Source organism: Chryseobacterium sp. R2A-55 (assembly GCF_021401085.1).
Lineage (GTDB): Bacteria > Bacteroidota > Bacteroidia > Flavobacteriales > Weeksellaceae > Kaistella.
Genome location: NZ_JACBFP010000002.1, coordinates 329536 through 346639, shown reverse-complemented (window position 1 = coordinate 346639; position 17104 = coordinate 329536). Strand labels below are relative to the sequence as shown.

The window sequence follows — 17104 nt, the reverse complement described above, 5'->3', positions numbered from 1 at the left end:
AAACTAATTTAAAAAAATAATGAAACGCCCATCTTACGTAACCGATAAAGCATTAAAAGAATTCATCCAATCCGCACTGGAAGAAGACATCAAGGACGGCGATCATTCCACACTTTCCACCATACCGAAAGACCTGGAGCAGAAGGCAAAACTTTTGGTTAAAGAAGACTGCATTTTGGCAGGAGTTGAACTGGCGGAAATCATCTTCAAACAGTTTGACAAAAACCTGAAAGTGGATATCCTCATCAAAGATGGCGAGAAAGCGAAAGCGGGTGATATCGCATTTTACGTGGAAGGAAGCGCTCGTTCGATTCTTTCGACTGAAAGACTGGTTCTGAACTGTATGCAGCGCATGAGCGGAATTGCCACGATGACTTTCGAGTGGGATTCCAGGCTTTTAGGGACCAAAACAAAATTACTGGACACCAGAAAAACAACCCCGAACTTCCGGATATGTGAAAAATGGGCAGTTGCAATTGGCGGCGGAACCAACCACAGATATGGCCTTTTCGACATGATCATGTTAAAAGACAACCATATCGATTATGTCGGAAGCATCACCAAAGCTGTAAAAATGGCAAAAGATTATGTAAAAACACAAAAGAAACCTTTAAAAATAGAAGTCGAAACCAGAAATCTGGCTGAAGTGGAAGAAGCCATCAAATCTGGTGCTGACCGAATTATGCTGGATAATATGGATGTTCCGACCATGAAAAAAGCAGTATCGCTCATTAATGGAAAAGCTGAAAGTGAAGCATCAGGTGGAATTACCAGAGAAATGCTGAAAGATGTGGCAAGTACAGGAGTTGATTTTATTTCGGCGGGTGCACTGACTCATTCGGCTGAAAACATCGATCTGAGTCTCAAAGCGGTAAAATAGATTATGAATTACATAAGATGTCGGGACGCTTATTGATAAATTTTTAAAGATATTTTTATTGCGTCAGAGATACAACCCATCTGTTTTCTATTGACATTCAGTGTTTTATTTCTTTTTTTCAACAAACTTTTAAATATTAACATAATGTTAATATTGCTTTGATTTAATAAGATTAATTTCGCAGCGAATTAAATTAATCTTAAATCATAGTCAAAATGAATTTAAATCCAATTAAGAAACGGGTACTGATTGCCGCTTTGGCCTTCACTGGTTTTGGTGCGGTGCATGCTCAGGTTACTACGAGTAACATGACCGGTATTGTAACACAGACCGATGGCAAAGCAACTTCTGGCGCTACAGTTACTGCAACCCACTTACCTTCTGGAACCGTTTACTCGGCAAAAGCAAACGCTTCCGGAAATTACAACTTGGCAAACATGCGAGTGGGTGGACCTTACAAAGTTGAAGTGACTCAACCGGGAGAAAAGCCTGTTGTTTATGAAGATGTCTATTTAGAACTGGGACAACCTTTTGTGTTAAATCCAGTAGTTAATGAAAAAACCACTCAAATCCAGGAAGTGGTGATTACCGGTGCTTCCAGCAGAAACATCAACAAAACGGGTGCTGCAACCAATGTGGGACTCAAACAGATTCAGGATTTACCGCAAGCTAACAGAAGTATCACAGAATTTACGCGACTTACTCCGCAGGCAAACGGCAACTCATTTGCCGGTAGAGATGCAAGATATAACAACTTACAGATTGACGGAGCCAACTTCAACAACGGATTTGGATTAAGCAGCAACCCACTTCCGGGCGGGAATGCACAACCGATTGCTCTGGACGCCATCCAAGAAATTTCCGTTAACATCGCACCATTTGATGTGACACAGTCCGGTTTTACCGGTGCGGGAATTAATGCGGTGACTAAATCCGGAACCAACACTTTCCATGGATCTCTTTATGGGTATTACAATGGTAAAGACCTTAATGGCTGGAAAGTCAACGGTGAAGAAATCGTAAAAGACAAAAGCCAGCGCGTTGGAGCAAAAATGACTAATGGTTTGACAGTTGGTGGTCCCATCATCAAGAATAAATTGTTCTTCTTCGTTAGTGGGGAACGCGAAATCGCAACTGGAGCAAATGCATCGGGAGCTAATCTTTGGAAAGCCTCTCAAAATGGAGTTTCAGACGTTGCCAATAATATCACCAGAGTTAAAGAATCGGATCTGATCGCGGTTCAAGACCACTTGAGAACAGTTTGGGGCTACGATCCTGGCCGCTATCAAGGCTATGCAAATGAGGCAATACAAACCGGTGACAAAATCTTGGCTAGAATCGACTGGAATATCAGTGACAAACACAAATTAGCGGTTCGTTACAATATGCTTGATGCCAAATCTGATGCACTGGCAAACGGAAACTCAGGACCCTCTCCCAGATCCTCGTCAAACCGGGTAAGTGACAAATCTATGACCTTTGAAAATGGTAATTACGGTTTCAATAATACCGTTTCTTCCATTACCGCTGAATTGAACTCAGCATTTACCTCTAATCTCTCAAATAAATTCTTGTTTACTTACTCAAAAATTCAAGACAAGAGAACCACTCCTTCAGACAGACTTTTCCCATTTGTTGATATTTGGGACGGATCCGCAAACGGATCAAACTACATAAGTTTCGGTACGGAGCTATTCTCTTATCTGAATGATGTGGTGAATAATAATTTTTCGTTCACCAATAACTTGACCTATAATGCAGGAAGACACACCTTTACCGGTGGCGTTGCTTTTGAATTGCAAAAATTCGGTAACTCCTACACCAGAATGGGAACCGGTTACTATCGGTATGCATCTGTTGCCGATTTCCTGAAAACGGGAACTGCCGCTGAAGTGGCACCAATCATGTTTGGTCTCACTTACCCTTACGCAGGACAGGATACTTACGCAAGAATCAACTTCGGACTTGGCTCGGCATACGTACAGGATAGATTTGCTTTGAATGACAAATTGAATTTCACTTTGGGGCTTCGTGCAGAATTGCCAATGTACCTCAATGATCTTACTGCAAACCCGTCCATCGATAATTTGACATTATTGGATGTAAATGGCAATCCTAAAAACTACTCTTCTGGGAAATGGCCAAAATCCAAAGTAATGCTTTCACCAAGATTTGGATTCAATTATGATGTGATGGGTGACAGATCTTTAACTTTAAGGGGTGGAACCGGTATTTTCACAGGTAGAGTTCCATTTGTGTGGTTAACCAATATGCCTACCAACGCCGGAGTTCTTCAGAACACCATTGAACCGGGAAGTTATGCAGCAGTGGCACCATGGATAGGACAAATCAGATTCCATCCGGAAGACATCTATTACTATGTCAATAACCCTGTTTACTACACCCAAGGTGGGCAACAGGTGACTCCATTTATCACTTCGCCATCAGGAGGAGTTCCATCTTCTTTTGCTTTGGTGGATGATACCTTCAAGATGCCTTCAGTATGGAGATCAAGTTTTGGAATCGACTACCGAATTCCGCAAAGCCCTATTACACTGAGCACAGACATCCTTTATACAAAAGATGTAAATGCAGTATTCCAATTCGGGGCAAACAGAAAACAATCAACAAAACAAATGGTTTATGCAGACCGGGTTTATTATCCAGATGCTGCGTCTTATACCTATAATCCTGCGATTGGAGCAAACAGCGCAACGGTATTGACCAATACAGATACCAAAGGACATGCATTTTCTGCAACTTTCGGTGCATCGGTAAGACCTTGGAACGGACTTTCAGGATCAGTATTCTACACCTTCTCCGAGTCTAAAGAAGTATCTGCAAATGCCGGTTCCAGTGCAACTTCAGCTTGGGGCGGATCACCAACAATCGATTCTCCAAACCAGGACTTCCTGAGCATTTCTGATTATTCAGTGCCTCACAGAATTGTAGCGAATTTCACTTATGAACTTAAGAAAACAGGAACCACTTTCGGGGTTTACTATAATGGAGCTAATCAAGGTAGATATTCCTACTACTATTCCAATGACGTCAATGGTGACGGAATTGCTAATGACCTTATGTATATCCCTCTGGATTCCAACAATATGAAATTCTCAGACATCACCACAGGCTCTGGAACAAACGTAACTGTATTGTTCACCGCACAGCAACAACGTGATGCTTTTGATCGGTTCATCGCTGATAATGGACTTGAAAAATACAGAGGACAAATCCTTCCAAGAAATGAGTTCTTGCTTCCTTGGCTGAACCGTTTTGATGTAAGATTAGCTCAAAACCTTTTCAAAGACATGGTAAGCAAGGGAGACAAAGTACAGATTTCATTAGACATCTTGAATTTTGGAAACCTATTGAATTCCAATTGGGGAGTAAGAGAAACTTCTGTGAGTTCTTATGGTGCAGCGATCCTGGCAAGAGCGGGAAGTCTCTCAGCAGATCCATCATTCACCATGATGAGAGACGGTAGCGGATTGATCGCGGCGCCTACCAGACCTGTAAGCACCTCTGCTACTACCTGGTCAGCAATGCTTGGCTTCAAATATTCTTTTTAAGAAAGTCTATTCATAACACTATTTAAGATCCCGGCAATCGTCGGGATTTTTCTATCTTTGCACCTAATCATTAAAAATATTAAAAATGAATTTCAATGTAATGCTTAATGCACACCGTGGATTTGCTTATCTGATCTTACTTTTAACGATTATCTATGTAATCGCACTTCTTTTCACGATGTTTGGTTACTCCGGAAAAATCACCAAATTTTTGAGAAAATCAAGCCTTTTCACGATGATCTCCTTTCACACTCAAGCTTTGATCGGTTTGATCATGCTGTTCTTTTTCTCGCCAGGTTTCAAAGAAGCCAGAGAAACCGGAACGTTAATGAAAGATGCAGTGGCAAGAAATACCTATGTGGAACACCCCACCGCAATGATCATCGCGGCAATTTTGCTGACGATCGTGAACAAGAAATTCAAAACAAACGACAAGATGAAAATGTCTTGGGCAGTATTGGCGTTCATCGCAATCGCATTCATGCTATGGGCATTCCAGTGGAAAAGGCTTTTTGGTGGATAAACACCGCAGACATTAAGAATTCCTGTCGGTAGACAGACCTAAACTCATACAAAAAAAATGAAAGTAGCAGTTGTTGGCGCTACCGGAATGGTGGGCCAAATTATGTTGAAAGTTCTGGAAGAAAGAAACTTCCCGGTAACCGACCTTATTCCGGTCGCTTCTGAAAAATCAGTTGGCAAGAGAATCACTTTTAAAGGTAAAGAATTCGAAATTGTTTCGATGCAGACCGCTATTGATCAAAAGCCGGAAATCGCATTATTTTCTGCGGGAGGAGATACTTCCAAAGAATATGCGCCAAAATTTGCAGCAGCCGGAACCACCGTGATCGACAATTCTTCCGCATGGAGAATGGATCCGGACAAAAAACTGGTCGTGCCGGAAATCAACGCAAAGGAACTTTCCAAAGACGACAAAATCATTGCAAACCCAAACTGCTCCACAATTCAGCTGGTCATGGTACTTCATCCTTTGAACCAAAAATATAACTTGAAGAGGGTGATTGTTTCCACTTACCAATCTGTGACAGGTACCGGAAAAAATGCGGTTGACCAATTAAATGCAGAAATTGCGGGAAATGATGAAGTTGCAAAAGTGTATCCATACGAAATCTTCAAAAATGCACTTCCACAATGTGATGTTTTTGCGGATGATGATTACACAAAAGAAGAACTTAAACTGATGAAAGAGCCGAAGAAAATCATGAATGATGACAGCTTCAACTTAACGGCAACCGCAGTTCGTGTTCCGGTTCAGGGAGGCCATTCCGAAAGTGTAAACATTGAGTTTGAAAACGATTTCAATTTGGATGAAGTTCGAAAGATCCTTTCAGAAACTCCGGGAGTCGTGGTACTGGACGATGTGAAAAACAAAATCTACCCGATGCCGCTTTATTCAGAAGGAAAAGATGAAGTTTTCGTAGGAAGAATCCGAAGAGATTTATCCCAGCCGAAAACCATGAATCTCTGGATTGTGGCCGATAATTTAAGAAAAGGAGCTGCAACGAATGCGGTGCAGATCGCGGAGTATTTAGTTGATCATCAATTGATTTAGAAATTATTTCATGTTTTTGGTTAAAAATATTGTGATGACCGCCATTGAAAAAAAATAGCTTAGAAACTTATCTGCTTCAAATGGAGAAGTGAAGTCCTTATGCAAAAATCGAGAGTATGGAAAGAGTACGGAAATCACTCAAAAAAAGAAAAGTCCAAGAAAGGGAACGCAAAAGAAAATTTATTGCTTCTGCTGTTGGATTCGGTTCCAGACCTTCCGATGAAATCATCAAGGAAATAAAGGAAAGCAGACATTTTATAAACAGAGAATTCAACTTACCATGTATCTTTTAGACACCAATATCTTCGTCCATTTCCTTCGTGATCAATTCAATATTGCAGAAAAAATCAAAAATATTGGATTCAGGAATTGTTTAATTTCTGAAAGTACAGTTTTAGAACTCTATTTTAGTGCAGAAAAAATCCAAAACAGGATTCAAAGATAAAATTCCCCGCTCCATGCGGGATTTTTTATTCTTAGACGCCTCAAACAATGTTAATAAAAACATCCAAACATAGATGCCGTTAATTCAAACTTCATCCAAATCCAATTTCGCTTTCCAAAGAAATGTTGCAATTGCGGGGATCATACTCTTTATCGGAAAACTGATCGCTTGGCATCTGACTAATTCCGATACGGTATTTTCTGACGCCATGGAAAGCATCGTGAACATCATCGCCGCATTCATGGGGCTTTATTCGCTCTATCTCGCTGGAAAACCGAAAGACCTGGATCACCCTTACGGACACGGAAAAGTGGAGTTTGTCACTTCCGGAATTGAAGGAGCTTTAATCATTTTTGCAGGCATCATCATCATTGTGGAAGCGGTGGACTCTCTGCTCCATGGCAACGAGCCGAAAAAGCTCGACTGGGGAATTCTGATTATCGCGGCTACAGCGGTCATTAATTATCTGATGGGGTACATTTCCATTAAAAAAGGAATCAAAGAAAATTCTTTGGTGCTGCAAAGCTCTGGAAAGCATTTGCAGAGCGACACCATTACCACATTGGGAGTTGTAGCGAGTTTGATTCTGGTTTATTTCACTGAAATTTTCTGGATTGATGCGGCGGTTGCGCTTATTTTCGGTGCATATATCATATTCATTGGTTATAAAATCATCAGAAAATCCTTAAGCGGAATCATGGACGAAGCCGATCTGGACATGCTTTCGCGACTTGCCAAATTACTCAACGAAAACCGAAAACCTGAATGGATCGATGTTCACAATATGAGAATCCAACAACACGGAAGCGGTCTCCACATCGATGCGCACCTCACTTTACCATGGTATTTTGAGCTAAGAAAAGCACATGAAGAAATGGAGAATGCCTATAAGTTAATCGCCGAAAATACCGACCGGAATATCGAGTTTAATTTTCATTTGGATGACTGTAAACCTTTCTCCTGCGAGATTTGCGGGTATTGGGAATGTCCGGTTCGTGAAAGACCTTTCAAAAAAAGAATCGAATGGAATCAATCGAATATTTCACAGGTCAATAAACATTCCGTAGAAACCGATTCTGCGGCAGATTCCAACACCTAGAAAAAGGAGGAATTATTTTAAATTCTTGAAAAATTCCCACATCGCAATTCCAGCGCAAACCGAGACATTAAGCGAATGTTTTGTACCCAATTGTGGGATTTCCAGAAAAGTGTCATAAAGCGGAAGAGCTTCTTCGCTCAATCCATCTACTTCATTGCCCAAAACCAGGGCGTATTTTCCTTTTTTGTCTATGTTAAATTCGGTAATGATTTCCGAATGGGTAGTTTGCTCAATTCCCATGATTTTGAAATTTTCCTTCTTCAAATACTCGATGGCTTCCGTGATATTCTTCTTATAAATCCAATCTACACTTTCTGTGGCGCCCAATGCAGCTTTGTGGATTTCCCGATGTGGTGGTTGTGGCGTGATTCCGCAAAGGATTATTTTCTCGACCAAAAAAGCATCCGCCGTTCTAAAAACCGAGCCCACATTGTGCATGCTTCGGATATTATCCAAAACCACAACCAGCGGAATTTTCTCGGTCTGCTTAAAAGTTTCAACGTCGATTCGTCCTAATTCTTCGAGCTTCAGTTTTTTGGTGGAGGGCATTTTCGTATTTTTGACAAAAGTAATGAAGAAAATAGGAAACATAAAACCCGGAGAAATCTTATTGGAAGAATTTTTGGTTCCGCTGAAAATTTCTCAATATCCATTGGCGAAAGATTTTGATATTTCATAAACCAAAGTTTCGGAAATCATTAAAATAAACCTCAGAATCAGTGCGAAGACTGCTGCAAGATTAAGTGACATTTTCAGGAAATTCATCAAAGTTTTGGTCGGGAATTCAAAATGACTTCGACATTGAAAACGAGATTAATGAAAAATGAAAAGAAGTGCAAAGAATTAGCAGAATCAAAAAATCGAAAGAGAAAGATCTTGTTTGAAATAGATACAGAAACTCAAATATTTAACCAAACAATTAGTGGTATCTTTTTTTTTGTAGCTACCTTTTTTTATCTTGCAGAAATTTTCCACACAAAAAATGGCCAAGAAAGAAACCCCTTTAATGACGCAGTATAACACGATCAAAGCAAAATATCCGGATGCTTTGCTGCTGTTTCGTGTGGGGGATTTCTATGAAACTTTCGGGGCAGATGCGATTAAGGCTTCACAAATCCTCGGAATCGTTTTGACCAAAAGAAACAACGGCGATTCACAGCTGGAACTGGCCGGATTTCCGCACCACTCCGTTGATTCCTACTTGCCAAAACTGGTGAGAGCCGGACTTCGTGTTGCAATATGCGACCAACTGGAAGACCCTAAAACCGTGAAAGGAATCGTGAAAAGAGGGGTCACTGAATTGGTAACTCCCGGCGTTACCTTCAACGAGCAGGTTTTAAGCTCAAAGAAAAACAATTTCCTGCTTTCCATCCATAAGGAAAAAGAGAAATTCGGAATGGCGCTGGTTGATGTTTCCACGGGAGAATTTTTGGTTTCCGAAGGAAATCTGGAGAAACTGCTGCATATCGTTTCCACTTTTGATCCGAGTGAAATCATCTACCAAAGAACAACAGAACTCCCGGCTCAACTTAAGAATAAGAACTCCTTCAAACTTGAAGATTGGGCGTTTCAGCATAATTACGCTTATGAAAAACTCACCAACCATTTCAAAACCAATTCATTAAAGGGATTTGGTGTAGATGAAATGAAATTAGGAATTATTGCAGCCGGAGCAATTTTTGCTTATTTGGTGGAGGATACTCACCACGCTCTTTTACAGCATATTACGAAAATCCAACTCATTCCGCAGGATGATTATCTGATGATGGATCAGTTTACCTTGAGGAATCTGGAAATCGTTTATCCAAGCAATCCGCAAGGAAAATCGTTGCTCGACATTATCGACAAAACCTCCACTCCTATGGGAGGAAGATTGCTGAGAAGGCGACTGATTCTTCCCTTAAAATCTTTGAATGAAATCAACAGGAGGTTAAACCTGATCGAATTTTTCAACACGGAAGATGATCTGAAATATGAAATCCTCCAACTTTTAAGATCTATTTCCGATTTGGACCGTCTGCTGGGAAAACTGGCTTCGGAAAAAATTACGCCCAAAGAACTCGGATATCTCCGTCAAAGTTTGATGAACATTCACCAAATCAAAAACTTGCTTCATTCTTTTGATCAGGTTTTGGCTTGGCTTCAACCCTTGACTGATTTGGAAGACCTCATCAAATATTTACAAAACTATCTGAATGAGGAACTTCCGGTGAATATCACCAAAGGAAACGTCATTAAAAATGGTATTTCAGAAGAACTGGACCGGTTGAGAAACCTTCAAAACAAAGGAAAAAATTTTCTGGACGAAATGTGCGAAAGGGAAACCGAACGTACCGGAATTTCGAGTTTGAAAATCAGTTTCAATAATGTTTTCGGATACTTTATCGAGGTGAGAAATACGCACAAAGATAAAGTTCCCAACGATTGGATCCGGAAACAGACTTTAGTGAATGCCGAAAGATACATCACCGAGGAACTCAAGGAATACGAAGAGCAGATTCTCGGTGCCGAAGAGAAAATTTCGAAAATAGAACATGAACTCTACCGAAAAGTCTGCGAAAATGTGATGATCTACATCGACCAAATTCAGGAAAATTCCAGAATTATCGCTGAATTGGATTGCGGAGTAGGATTGTCCGAACTGGCTGTTTCCGAGAGTTATACAAAACCCATTCTGAATGACACGCCGGAAATTTCATTAACCGAAGCAAGACACCCGATTATTGAAAATGCGCTCCCTTTAGGCGAAAAATACATTCCGAACGACTTGTTTCTCGACCGGGATTCGCAGCAGATCATTATGGTAACCGGACCTAATATGGCGGGGAAATCCGCAATTCTGAGGCAAACCGCAATCATTTGTCTGATGGCGCAAATCGGAAGTTTTGTTCCTGCAAAGCACGCTGAAATAGGGATTCTCGACAAAATTTTCACCAGAGTAGGAGCAACCGATAATATTTCGGCAGGTGAATCCACTTTCATGGTGGAAATGAACGAAGCCGCGAATATCCTCAACAATATTTCTGAAAAAAGTCTGATTCTTTTAGATGAAATCGGTCGAGGAACTTCTACTTACGATGGTGTTTCCATAGCTTGGGCAATTGCGGAATACCTTCACCAACACCCCACCCAACCGAAAACTTTGTTTGCAACACATTATCATGAACTCAACGAAATGACGGTGAATTTCGAGCGGATCAAAAATTTCCACGTTTCGATTCAGGAAAATAAGGGCAACATCATTTTCATGCGGAAACTCGTTCCCGGCGGAAGTGAGCACAGTTTCGGAATCCATGTGGCGAAATTAGCGGGAATGCCTTCTACGGTGGTAAATCGTGCGAATGAGGTTTTGAAAACTTTAGAAAAAAGTCGTTCCCAAAAAAACGGCAAGGAAAAAACCAAGGCGATTACTGATGAAAACCTGCAGCTTTCATTCTTTCAGTTAGACGATCCGGTTTTGGAAAACATCCGCGAAGAACTGACGAAGATCGACATCAATACTTTGACGCCGATTGAAGCACTGATGAAACTGAACTCGATTAAGAAGTTGATTGGAAGGTAGTTTATGTGGGTCCGTTGGTGAGTGGGTGTGTTGAGTGTTTGAGAGTGGGAGAGTTTGAAAGTAAAGTGATATTGTATTTCTTCTTTATATACCAAAAAAGATGCTTGTTTTTTTCTATGAATTCTGCACGGGAATTTGATTAACTTAAAGAATTTAATAGTGGGACAATTGTCGAAAACGACCTCCATTTAGAGTATAAAATGAAGACAAAATGATAAGATTTAAAGAAATTAACTTATTCAAAAACCATCACCAATGGCATTGCAAACCGACATCTTACCAAAACTCCATTAATTGTTGCCGGGTTCCATAACGTTTTGATTTTTGTTACTGCTTTAATGGCTTCTCCATTAAATGCCTGAACTTCTCCAATTGCTTTAATGTCCGACATCGATCCATCTCTTTCAACGATAAAAGTGACTTTAGTCGAATCATTCCTTTGTTCATTCGTAACTTTTTGCTGTTGAAATTTTTCATAACCTGAGTTCGGAACTCATTAATTCCGCCAGGAAAATCTGCCCTTTTTTCTACAAGATCATAAACAACTTCAGCAGTATCTGGTTTTTTTTCAATCGTTTCCTGTGCATAAGTTTGAACTGCCAGAAGGAAAATAAGTAGGAATAAAATGTACTTCATTTACTTTTCAAAATTGTATTTCTTTAACCAAAATTCTGCAATTCCACCAATTTCCGGTAAATTCCATTTTTTGCGAAAAGTTCCTGGTGGGTTCCCTGTTCCACGATTTCACCACGTTCCATTACCACAATCCAGTCTGCTTTTTGAATGGTTGAAAGCCGGTGCGCAATGACCAATGAAGTTCGGTTTTCCATCATTTTTTCCAAAGCATCCTGAACAAATCTCTCGGATTCGGTGTCCAAAGCAGAAGTTGCTTCGTCCAAAATCATGATCGGTGGATTTTTCAGAACGGCTCTTGCGATGGAGACCCGCTGTTTTTGTCCTCCCGAAAGCTTGTTGCCATCATCGCCGATATTGGTGTAATATTTTTCAGGAAGATTTTCTATGAATTGATGGGCGTTTGCAATTTTTGCAGCAGCAATTACTTCCGCTTCGGTGGCATCTGGTTTTCCCATCAAAATATTGTTGAAGATGGAATCATTAAACAAAACCGATTCCTGAGTAACCATTCCCAAGAGGTTTCGGTAGTCCTGCACTTTCAGTTCCTTCAGATCAATTCCATCGACCAGGATTTCACCTTCTGAAACATCGTAGAATCTTGCCAATAAATTAGCAATAGTCGTCTTCCCGGAACCGGACTGTCCGACCAAAGCGATGGTTTTTCCTTTGGGCATCGTAAGGTTAAAATTCTTTAAAATGACATTATCTTTATCGTAATAAAAACCGATGTCTTTGAATTCCACCTTATCTTTCAAGGTGGAAATCGGAACTGGATTTTCTGCCTCATCCACTTTTAAATCATAGTCCAAAACTTCCGAAACACGGTCCAAACTCGCCATTCCACCCTGAATGGAAGAAATCGCATTGGATAGTTTTTTTGCAGGATCCAGAATCTGGAAAAACAGGCCAATAAACGCTAAAAAGGTTACAGGATCGTTATTGGTTCCGTTGATGATGCTTTGTCCGGCAAACCATGTAATCAAAAGAATCGTGATGGAACCGAGAAACTCGCTCGCCGGAGAAGCCAATTCCCGTCTTCTGCTCATTCCGATCGCGTATTTCTGCCAATTATCGTTAGTCGTGTTGAATCGGTTTTTCAAAATCTTGTCGGCGTTGAAAATCTTGATCACTTTGGAGGATTTCAAAGTTTCGTCCACCAGGGAAAATAGATTTCCTAATTCTTCCTGAGCTTGAGTCGCTTTTCTTTTCAGGCTTTTTCCCACAAAAGAAATAATCCAACCCATGATCGGGAAAACCAAAAGTGAAAACAAGGTCAGTTTTGCATCTAAAAGAAAAAGGGTGATCAGCGTGGAAATAATCATGAAAGGCGAATTGATCAAATCCACCAAAGCTCCCATAATTCCGCCTTCCACCGCACCGATATCGTTTGAAATCCTGGAAATCATGTCGCCTTTTCGCTGTTCGGTAAAGAACGAAACGGGCAGTTTCAGAAATTTGTCATACATCGCCGTGCGAAGATCTCTAGTGATTCCCACCCGGTAATTCACCAAAAAATAGGCACCTAAATACCGGAAGAGATTTCTGAGCAAAAATGCAATTGCTGTAATTCCACAAAGCCACGCTAAAACAGTTACCGCACCGTGTGCATCGATATTGAGCTGGATTTTGTAATAAGCCATATCTTTCAGGTAGCCGAAATAATCGCTCAATCTTCCGCTGTACACCGGAGCTTTGGAGGTATCAATTCCGTCATCCAGTTTGAATACGATTCTTAGAATTGGAAGCATCGTAATGACCGAAAAAATACTGAGCAAAGAATAGAGAATATTAAAGAAAATACTCCCGAAAAAATACTTCTGGTGTGGTTTTGCGAAAGATAGAATTCGGTTGATCGGCTTCATTCAATGAAATTAAGTCGCAAAATTACGGAATTTGAATTTGATGGGGATCCTTTTAGTATTTCCTGCCAAAAAAAACAGTTCCCAAAAGGAACTGTTTCACTCAAAAAAAATCGTTGTGAGTTTAGCGGAGTCTGTCCACAGATTTTACGAGCCTTTCGTCTTTCCGGATGTAGATGTTTGCAATGAGCAAACAAATGATAGACAAAAACGGAAAAACAGGCTCAATACCCTTCTCAGGAAAATCAATTCCTCCGGATAAAGTGAGTAGCCAATACGCCAATAAACCGAGCAACAAAGCGTTTATCATCATGCTGATCTTATTCAGCTGGATCTGTCTTTTTCTGTCCTTATAACTCAGAATACTGATGAATCCAAACAGGACCAAAACCACACACGCGATGGAAATAAAAGGTGTAGGTCCGAAAAGCGAAAAATCCTGTCCTGTCACGAACAGAAAAACCGCCCCCAAAATCGCCAGAAATATCCATACTGTCTGTATTCTCTGTAACATCTTATCGGATTCTAAGTTGCAAAAATAGCGATATTTTTTTGCATTATTAAATTTTTAGCTTAGATTTGCACTATTATTGATCTCATTAAGAAAAGTCGCCCGACTTAATCTTCTTGCTTACACACACTTATATAATACCTTTTTTACGTAACATTTATGTTCAACATCGAAACGTTAAGGTCGAAATCCGCTTCGGATTTAGACAAAATCTCGAAAGATTTAGGCGTTAAAGTTGCTAAAAACAGCACCGATAATGATAAGATTTTTGCCATTTTAGACTTTCAGGCTTCAAACACCAAAGTAGCAAAAGATTATTACAACGCCACCGAAACCCCTATGAATACAGAAGAAAAACCGGCTCCTGCAGTGAAAAAACCGGCTGCAAAGAAACCGGCACCCAAAAAGAAGACCGAAAAACCGGCAGAGATTTCCGCAGAAATTCCTTTCGAAAAAACTGAAACCCCTGAAGTGGTAGAAATCGAAAAAACAACGGAAAACGCTACCCAGGAGACAAAATCGCAAATGACTGCAGAACAAAATAGAAATCCGCAGAGGAAAAAAAGACAACGAATCCCGACTCCAAAAGAAGAAGCAGTTTCTGAAGCAGCTTCCCCCGGAGATTCCGCTGAAAAGGAAATCAGTGCGGAACCGCCAAAACCGCATCCAGCGAATGAAAATCCGAACCGGAATCAAAACGGGAACAGCAATCCTAATCAAAACGGGAATCAAAACGGGAATCAAAACAAGCAGCAACACCCACACAAAAACCCACACAAAAACAAAAACCAAAGTGTTGAAAACCAGGATGAAAACCCTAAAAAAGAATTTAATTTTGATGGCTTAGTGACCATTGAAGGCGTTTTGGAAATCCTTCCGGATAATTACGGGTTCCTTCGCTCATCAGATTTTTCCTACATTTCTTCCCCAGACGACGTTTATGTTTCTACCAATCAAATCAGAAATTATGGTCTGAAAACCGGGGACACCGTAAAAGGAATTGTTCGCTTACCAAAAGAAGGGGAGAAGTATTTTTCTTTATTAAAGCCTACAGAAGTCAACGGCAGAGATCTGGAATTCATCAAGGATCGTGTTGCTTTCGAGTTTTTAACACCGTTATTTCCTGAAGAAAAATTCAACCTAACCGGGAAAAACTCCACCCTTTCCACAAGAATTGTTGATTTGTTCACTCCCATTGGAAAAGGACAAAGAGCAATGATCGTGGCACAACCGAAAACCGGTAAAACGATGTTGCTTAAAGATATCGCGAATTCTATTTCGGCAAACCATCCGGAAGCTTATATGATGATTCTTTTAATCGACGAAAGACCGGAAGAAGTTACCGATATGGAAAGAAATGTGAATGCGGAAGTGATTGCGTCAACCTTCGACGAACCTGCAGAAAAACATGTGAAAGTAGCCAACCTTGTTCTTTCAAAAGCACAAAGAATGGTGGAATGTGGCCATGATGTGGTAATTCTCCTCGACTCTATTACAAGATTGGCGAGAGCCTACAACACCGTCACTCCAGCTTCAGGAAAAATACTTTCTGGTGGTGTAGATGCAAACGCGCTCCACAAACCGAAAAGATTCTTCGGAGCGGCAAGAAATATTGAAGGTGGTGGCTCTTTAACCATTATCGCAACTGCGCTGATTGATACAGGCTCCAAAATGGATGAAGTTATTTTCGAAGAATTCAAAGGAACCGGAAATATGGAACTTCAGCTCGACCGAAAAATTGCAAACAAAAGAATTTATCCGGCGATCGATTTGGTGGCTTCAAGTACCAGAAGAGATGATTTGTTGCTGGATGATACTACGCAGCAAAGAATGTGGATCCTCAGAAAATACCTTTCAGACATGAATCCTGTGGAAGCAATGGAATTTGTGAACAAAAGCATCAAAGGAACCTTAAACAATGAAGAGTTCTTAATGTCGATGAACAGATAAGACAAAAACCAGGTTAAAAACAATTGGGCACTTCGGTGAGTTCTGATTGTGATTAAATTCTGAATGTTAATTCAGATTAAATAACTGCAAATTTTGCAATATAATTTAAGGAGATGTCTTTTGGCATCTCTTTTTTTATTGGATTAAAGATGCCTATCGCATATTTCAATACCATCTGAAGAAATTCATCGTATATTTTATTAAATTCTGTGACTTGAATATTCTGTTTGGTTTTGACCTTTTGCATCAATTGCATCCATTTTCACCCATTATACCGATCATATTCCACCGATTTCATCAATGTTAAAGATTTATTAAAGTAATACGGCTATTTTGGAATTGGTCTAAATAATGGCTAAATTTGGGTATTCATTAATTAAACATAAAAGTTATGGCATTCGAATTACCGAAATTAGGTTATGCTTATGATGCATTAGAACCTACAATAGACGCAAGAACGATGGAGATTCACTACACGAAACACCATCAAGCATATGTAAACAACTTAAACGCTGCAATTGCGGGAACTGATTTGGAAGGAAAAACCATCGAGGAAATCTGCAAGACAGGAACCGATAAAGCTGCTGTTCGAAATAATGGTGGAGGTCACTATAATCACACCCTTTTCTGGGACATCTTGACTCCGGGCGGAAGCAAAGTTCCGGTAGGAAACGTGAAAGCAGCGATTGAAGCTTATGGCGGATTTGAAAAATTCAAGGAAGATTTCGGAAATGCCGCAAAAACAAGATTCGGTTCCGGCTGGGCCTGGCTGTGCAAAAAAGCCGACGGTTCCGTTGCTGTTTGCTCTTCACCAAATCAGGACAACCCTCTGATGCCGGTTGCAGATTGCCAGGGAACTCCGGTTTTGGGACTCGATGTTTGGGAACATGCGTATTATCTTCATTACCAAAACAGAAGACCGGATTACGTGACCGCATTTTTTGATGTGATCAACTGGGACAAAGTGGAGGAAAGATTCAATAAGTAAACATTCAATCAAGCTGCCCGAATAATCGG

15 protein-coding genes are annotated in these 17104 nt (G+C 40.4%); 11 read left to right on the top strand and 4 right to left on the bottom strand.

All coding sequences use genetic code 11. The features are described from left to right. Positions 1–19 precede the first annotated feature (19 nt). From nadC to L0951_RS04400, 6 genes are all read left to right on the top strand, one after another. Complete coding sequence (gene nadC / locus L0951_RS04420; protein WP_234109771.1) at positions 20–880, top strand: carboxylating nicotinate-nucleotide diphosphorylase; 861 nt, start codon at positions 20–22, stop codon at positions 878–880. A gap of 215 nt (positions 881–1095) precedes the next feature. Beyond that, positions 1096–4452 carry a TonB-dependent receptor gene (locus tag L0951_RS04415; protein ID WP_234109769.1) on the top strand — a complete coding sequence of 1119 codons (3357 nt, stop codon included), beginning with the start codon at positions 1096–1098 and terminating at the stop codon, positions 4450–4452. A gap of 85 nt (positions 4453–4537) precedes the next feature. Further along, entirely contained in the window at positions 4538–4975 is a 438-nt protein-coding gene (locus tag L0951_RS04410; protein WP_234109768.1) for a hypothetical protein, read from the top strand. Positions 4976–5032: 57 nt separating this feature from the next. After that, positions 5033–6025: an aspartate-semialdehyde dehydrogenase gene (locus L0951_RS04405; RefSeq protein ID WP_234109766.1), complete on the top strand. Its 993-nt coding sequence runs from the start codon at positions 5033–5035 to the stop codon at positions 6023–6025. Between the two features lie 280 nt (positions 6026–6305). Continuing rightward, positions 6306–6470, top strand: a complete 165-nt coding sequence (locus tag L0951_RS13785; RefSeq protein ID WP_410685947.1) for a PIN domain-containing protein — start codon at positions 6306–6308, stop codon at positions 6468–6470. 73 nt (positions 6471–6543) lie between these two features. Then, entirely contained in the window at positions 6544–7569 is a 1026-nt protein-coding gene (locus tag L0951_RS04400) for a cation diffusion facilitator family transporter (protein ID WP_234109764.1), read from the top strand. 12 nt (positions 7570–7581) lie between these two features. On the opposite strand, the gene L0951_RS04395 is transcribed toward L0951_RS04400, so the two are convergent. Further along, on the bottom strand, positions 7582–8118 hold the full coding sequence (locus L0951_RS04395) for an RNA methyltransferase (protein WP_234109762.1): 537 nt from the start codon (positions 8116–8118) through the stop codon (positions 7582–7584). Between the two features lie 22 nt (positions 8119–8140). Between L0951_RS04395 and L0951_RS13780 the strand changes: the two genes are divergently transcribed. From L0951_RS13780 to mutS, 3 genes are all read left to right on the top strand, one after another. Beyond that, the gene (locus L0951_RS13780) at positions 8141–8248 is read left to right on the top strand and encodes a transcriptional regulator (RefSeq protein WP_410685942.1); all 108 of its coding nucleotides are present in this window, start codon (positions 8141–8143) and stop codon (positions 8246–8248) included. A 137-nt stretch (positions 8249–8385) separates the two neighbouring features. Further along, positions 8386–8589, top strand: a complete 204-nt coding sequence (locus L0951_RS04385) for a hypothetical protein (RefSeq protein ID WP_234109760.1) — start codon at positions 8386–8388, stop codon at positions 8587–8589. Then, entirely contained in the window at positions 8552–11131 is a 2580-nt protein-coding gene (mutS, locus tag L0951_RS04380) for a DNA mismatch repair protein MutS (RefSeq protein WP_234109759.1), read from the top strand. The genes L0951_RS04385 and mutS overlap by 38 nt, the downstream gene beginning before the upstream one ends. Before the next feature lie 327 nt (positions 11132–11458). Here the strand turns inward: mutS and L0951_RS04375 are convergent, their stop codons facing one another. The 3 genes from L0951_RS04375 to L0951_RS04365 form a co-directional block, all read right to left on the bottom strand. Beyond that, complete coding sequence (locus tag L0951_RS04375; RefSeq protein ID WP_234109758.1) at positions 11459–11767, bottom strand: hypothetical protein; 309 nt, start codon at positions 11765–11767, stop codon at positions 11459–11461. Between the two features lie 23 nt (positions 11768–11790). Next, positions 11791–13629 (bottom strand): ABC transporter ATP-binding protein, encoded by a 1839-nt coding sequence (locus L0951_RS04370; RefSeq protein ID WP_234109757.1) that lies wholly within the window; start codon positions 13627–13629, stop codon positions 11791–11793. A gap of 121 nt (positions 13630–13750) precedes the next feature. Continuing rightward, positions 13751–14140 (bottom strand): DUF4293 family protein, encoded by a 390-nt coding sequence (locus tag L0951_RS04365; protein WP_234109756.1) that lies wholly within the window; start codon positions 14138–14140, stop codon positions 13751–13753. A gap of 156 nt (positions 14141–14296) precedes the next feature. Here L0951_RS04365 and rho point away from each other — a divergent pair, with 156 nt between their 5' ends. Both rho and L0951_RS04355 read left to right on the top strand, forming a co-directional pair. Continuing rightward, positions 14297–16087, top strand: a complete 1791-nt coding sequence (gene rho, locus L0951_RS04360) for a transcription termination factor Rho (protein WP_234109754.1) — start codon at positions 14297–14299, stop codon at positions 16085–16087. A 391-nt stretch (positions 16088–16478) separates the two neighbouring features. Beyond that, entirely contained in the window at positions 16479–17075 is a 597-nt protein-coding gene (locus L0951_RS04355) for a superoxide dismutase (RefSeq protein ID WP_234109752.1), read from the top strand. Positions 17076–17104 lie beyond the last annotated feature (29 nt).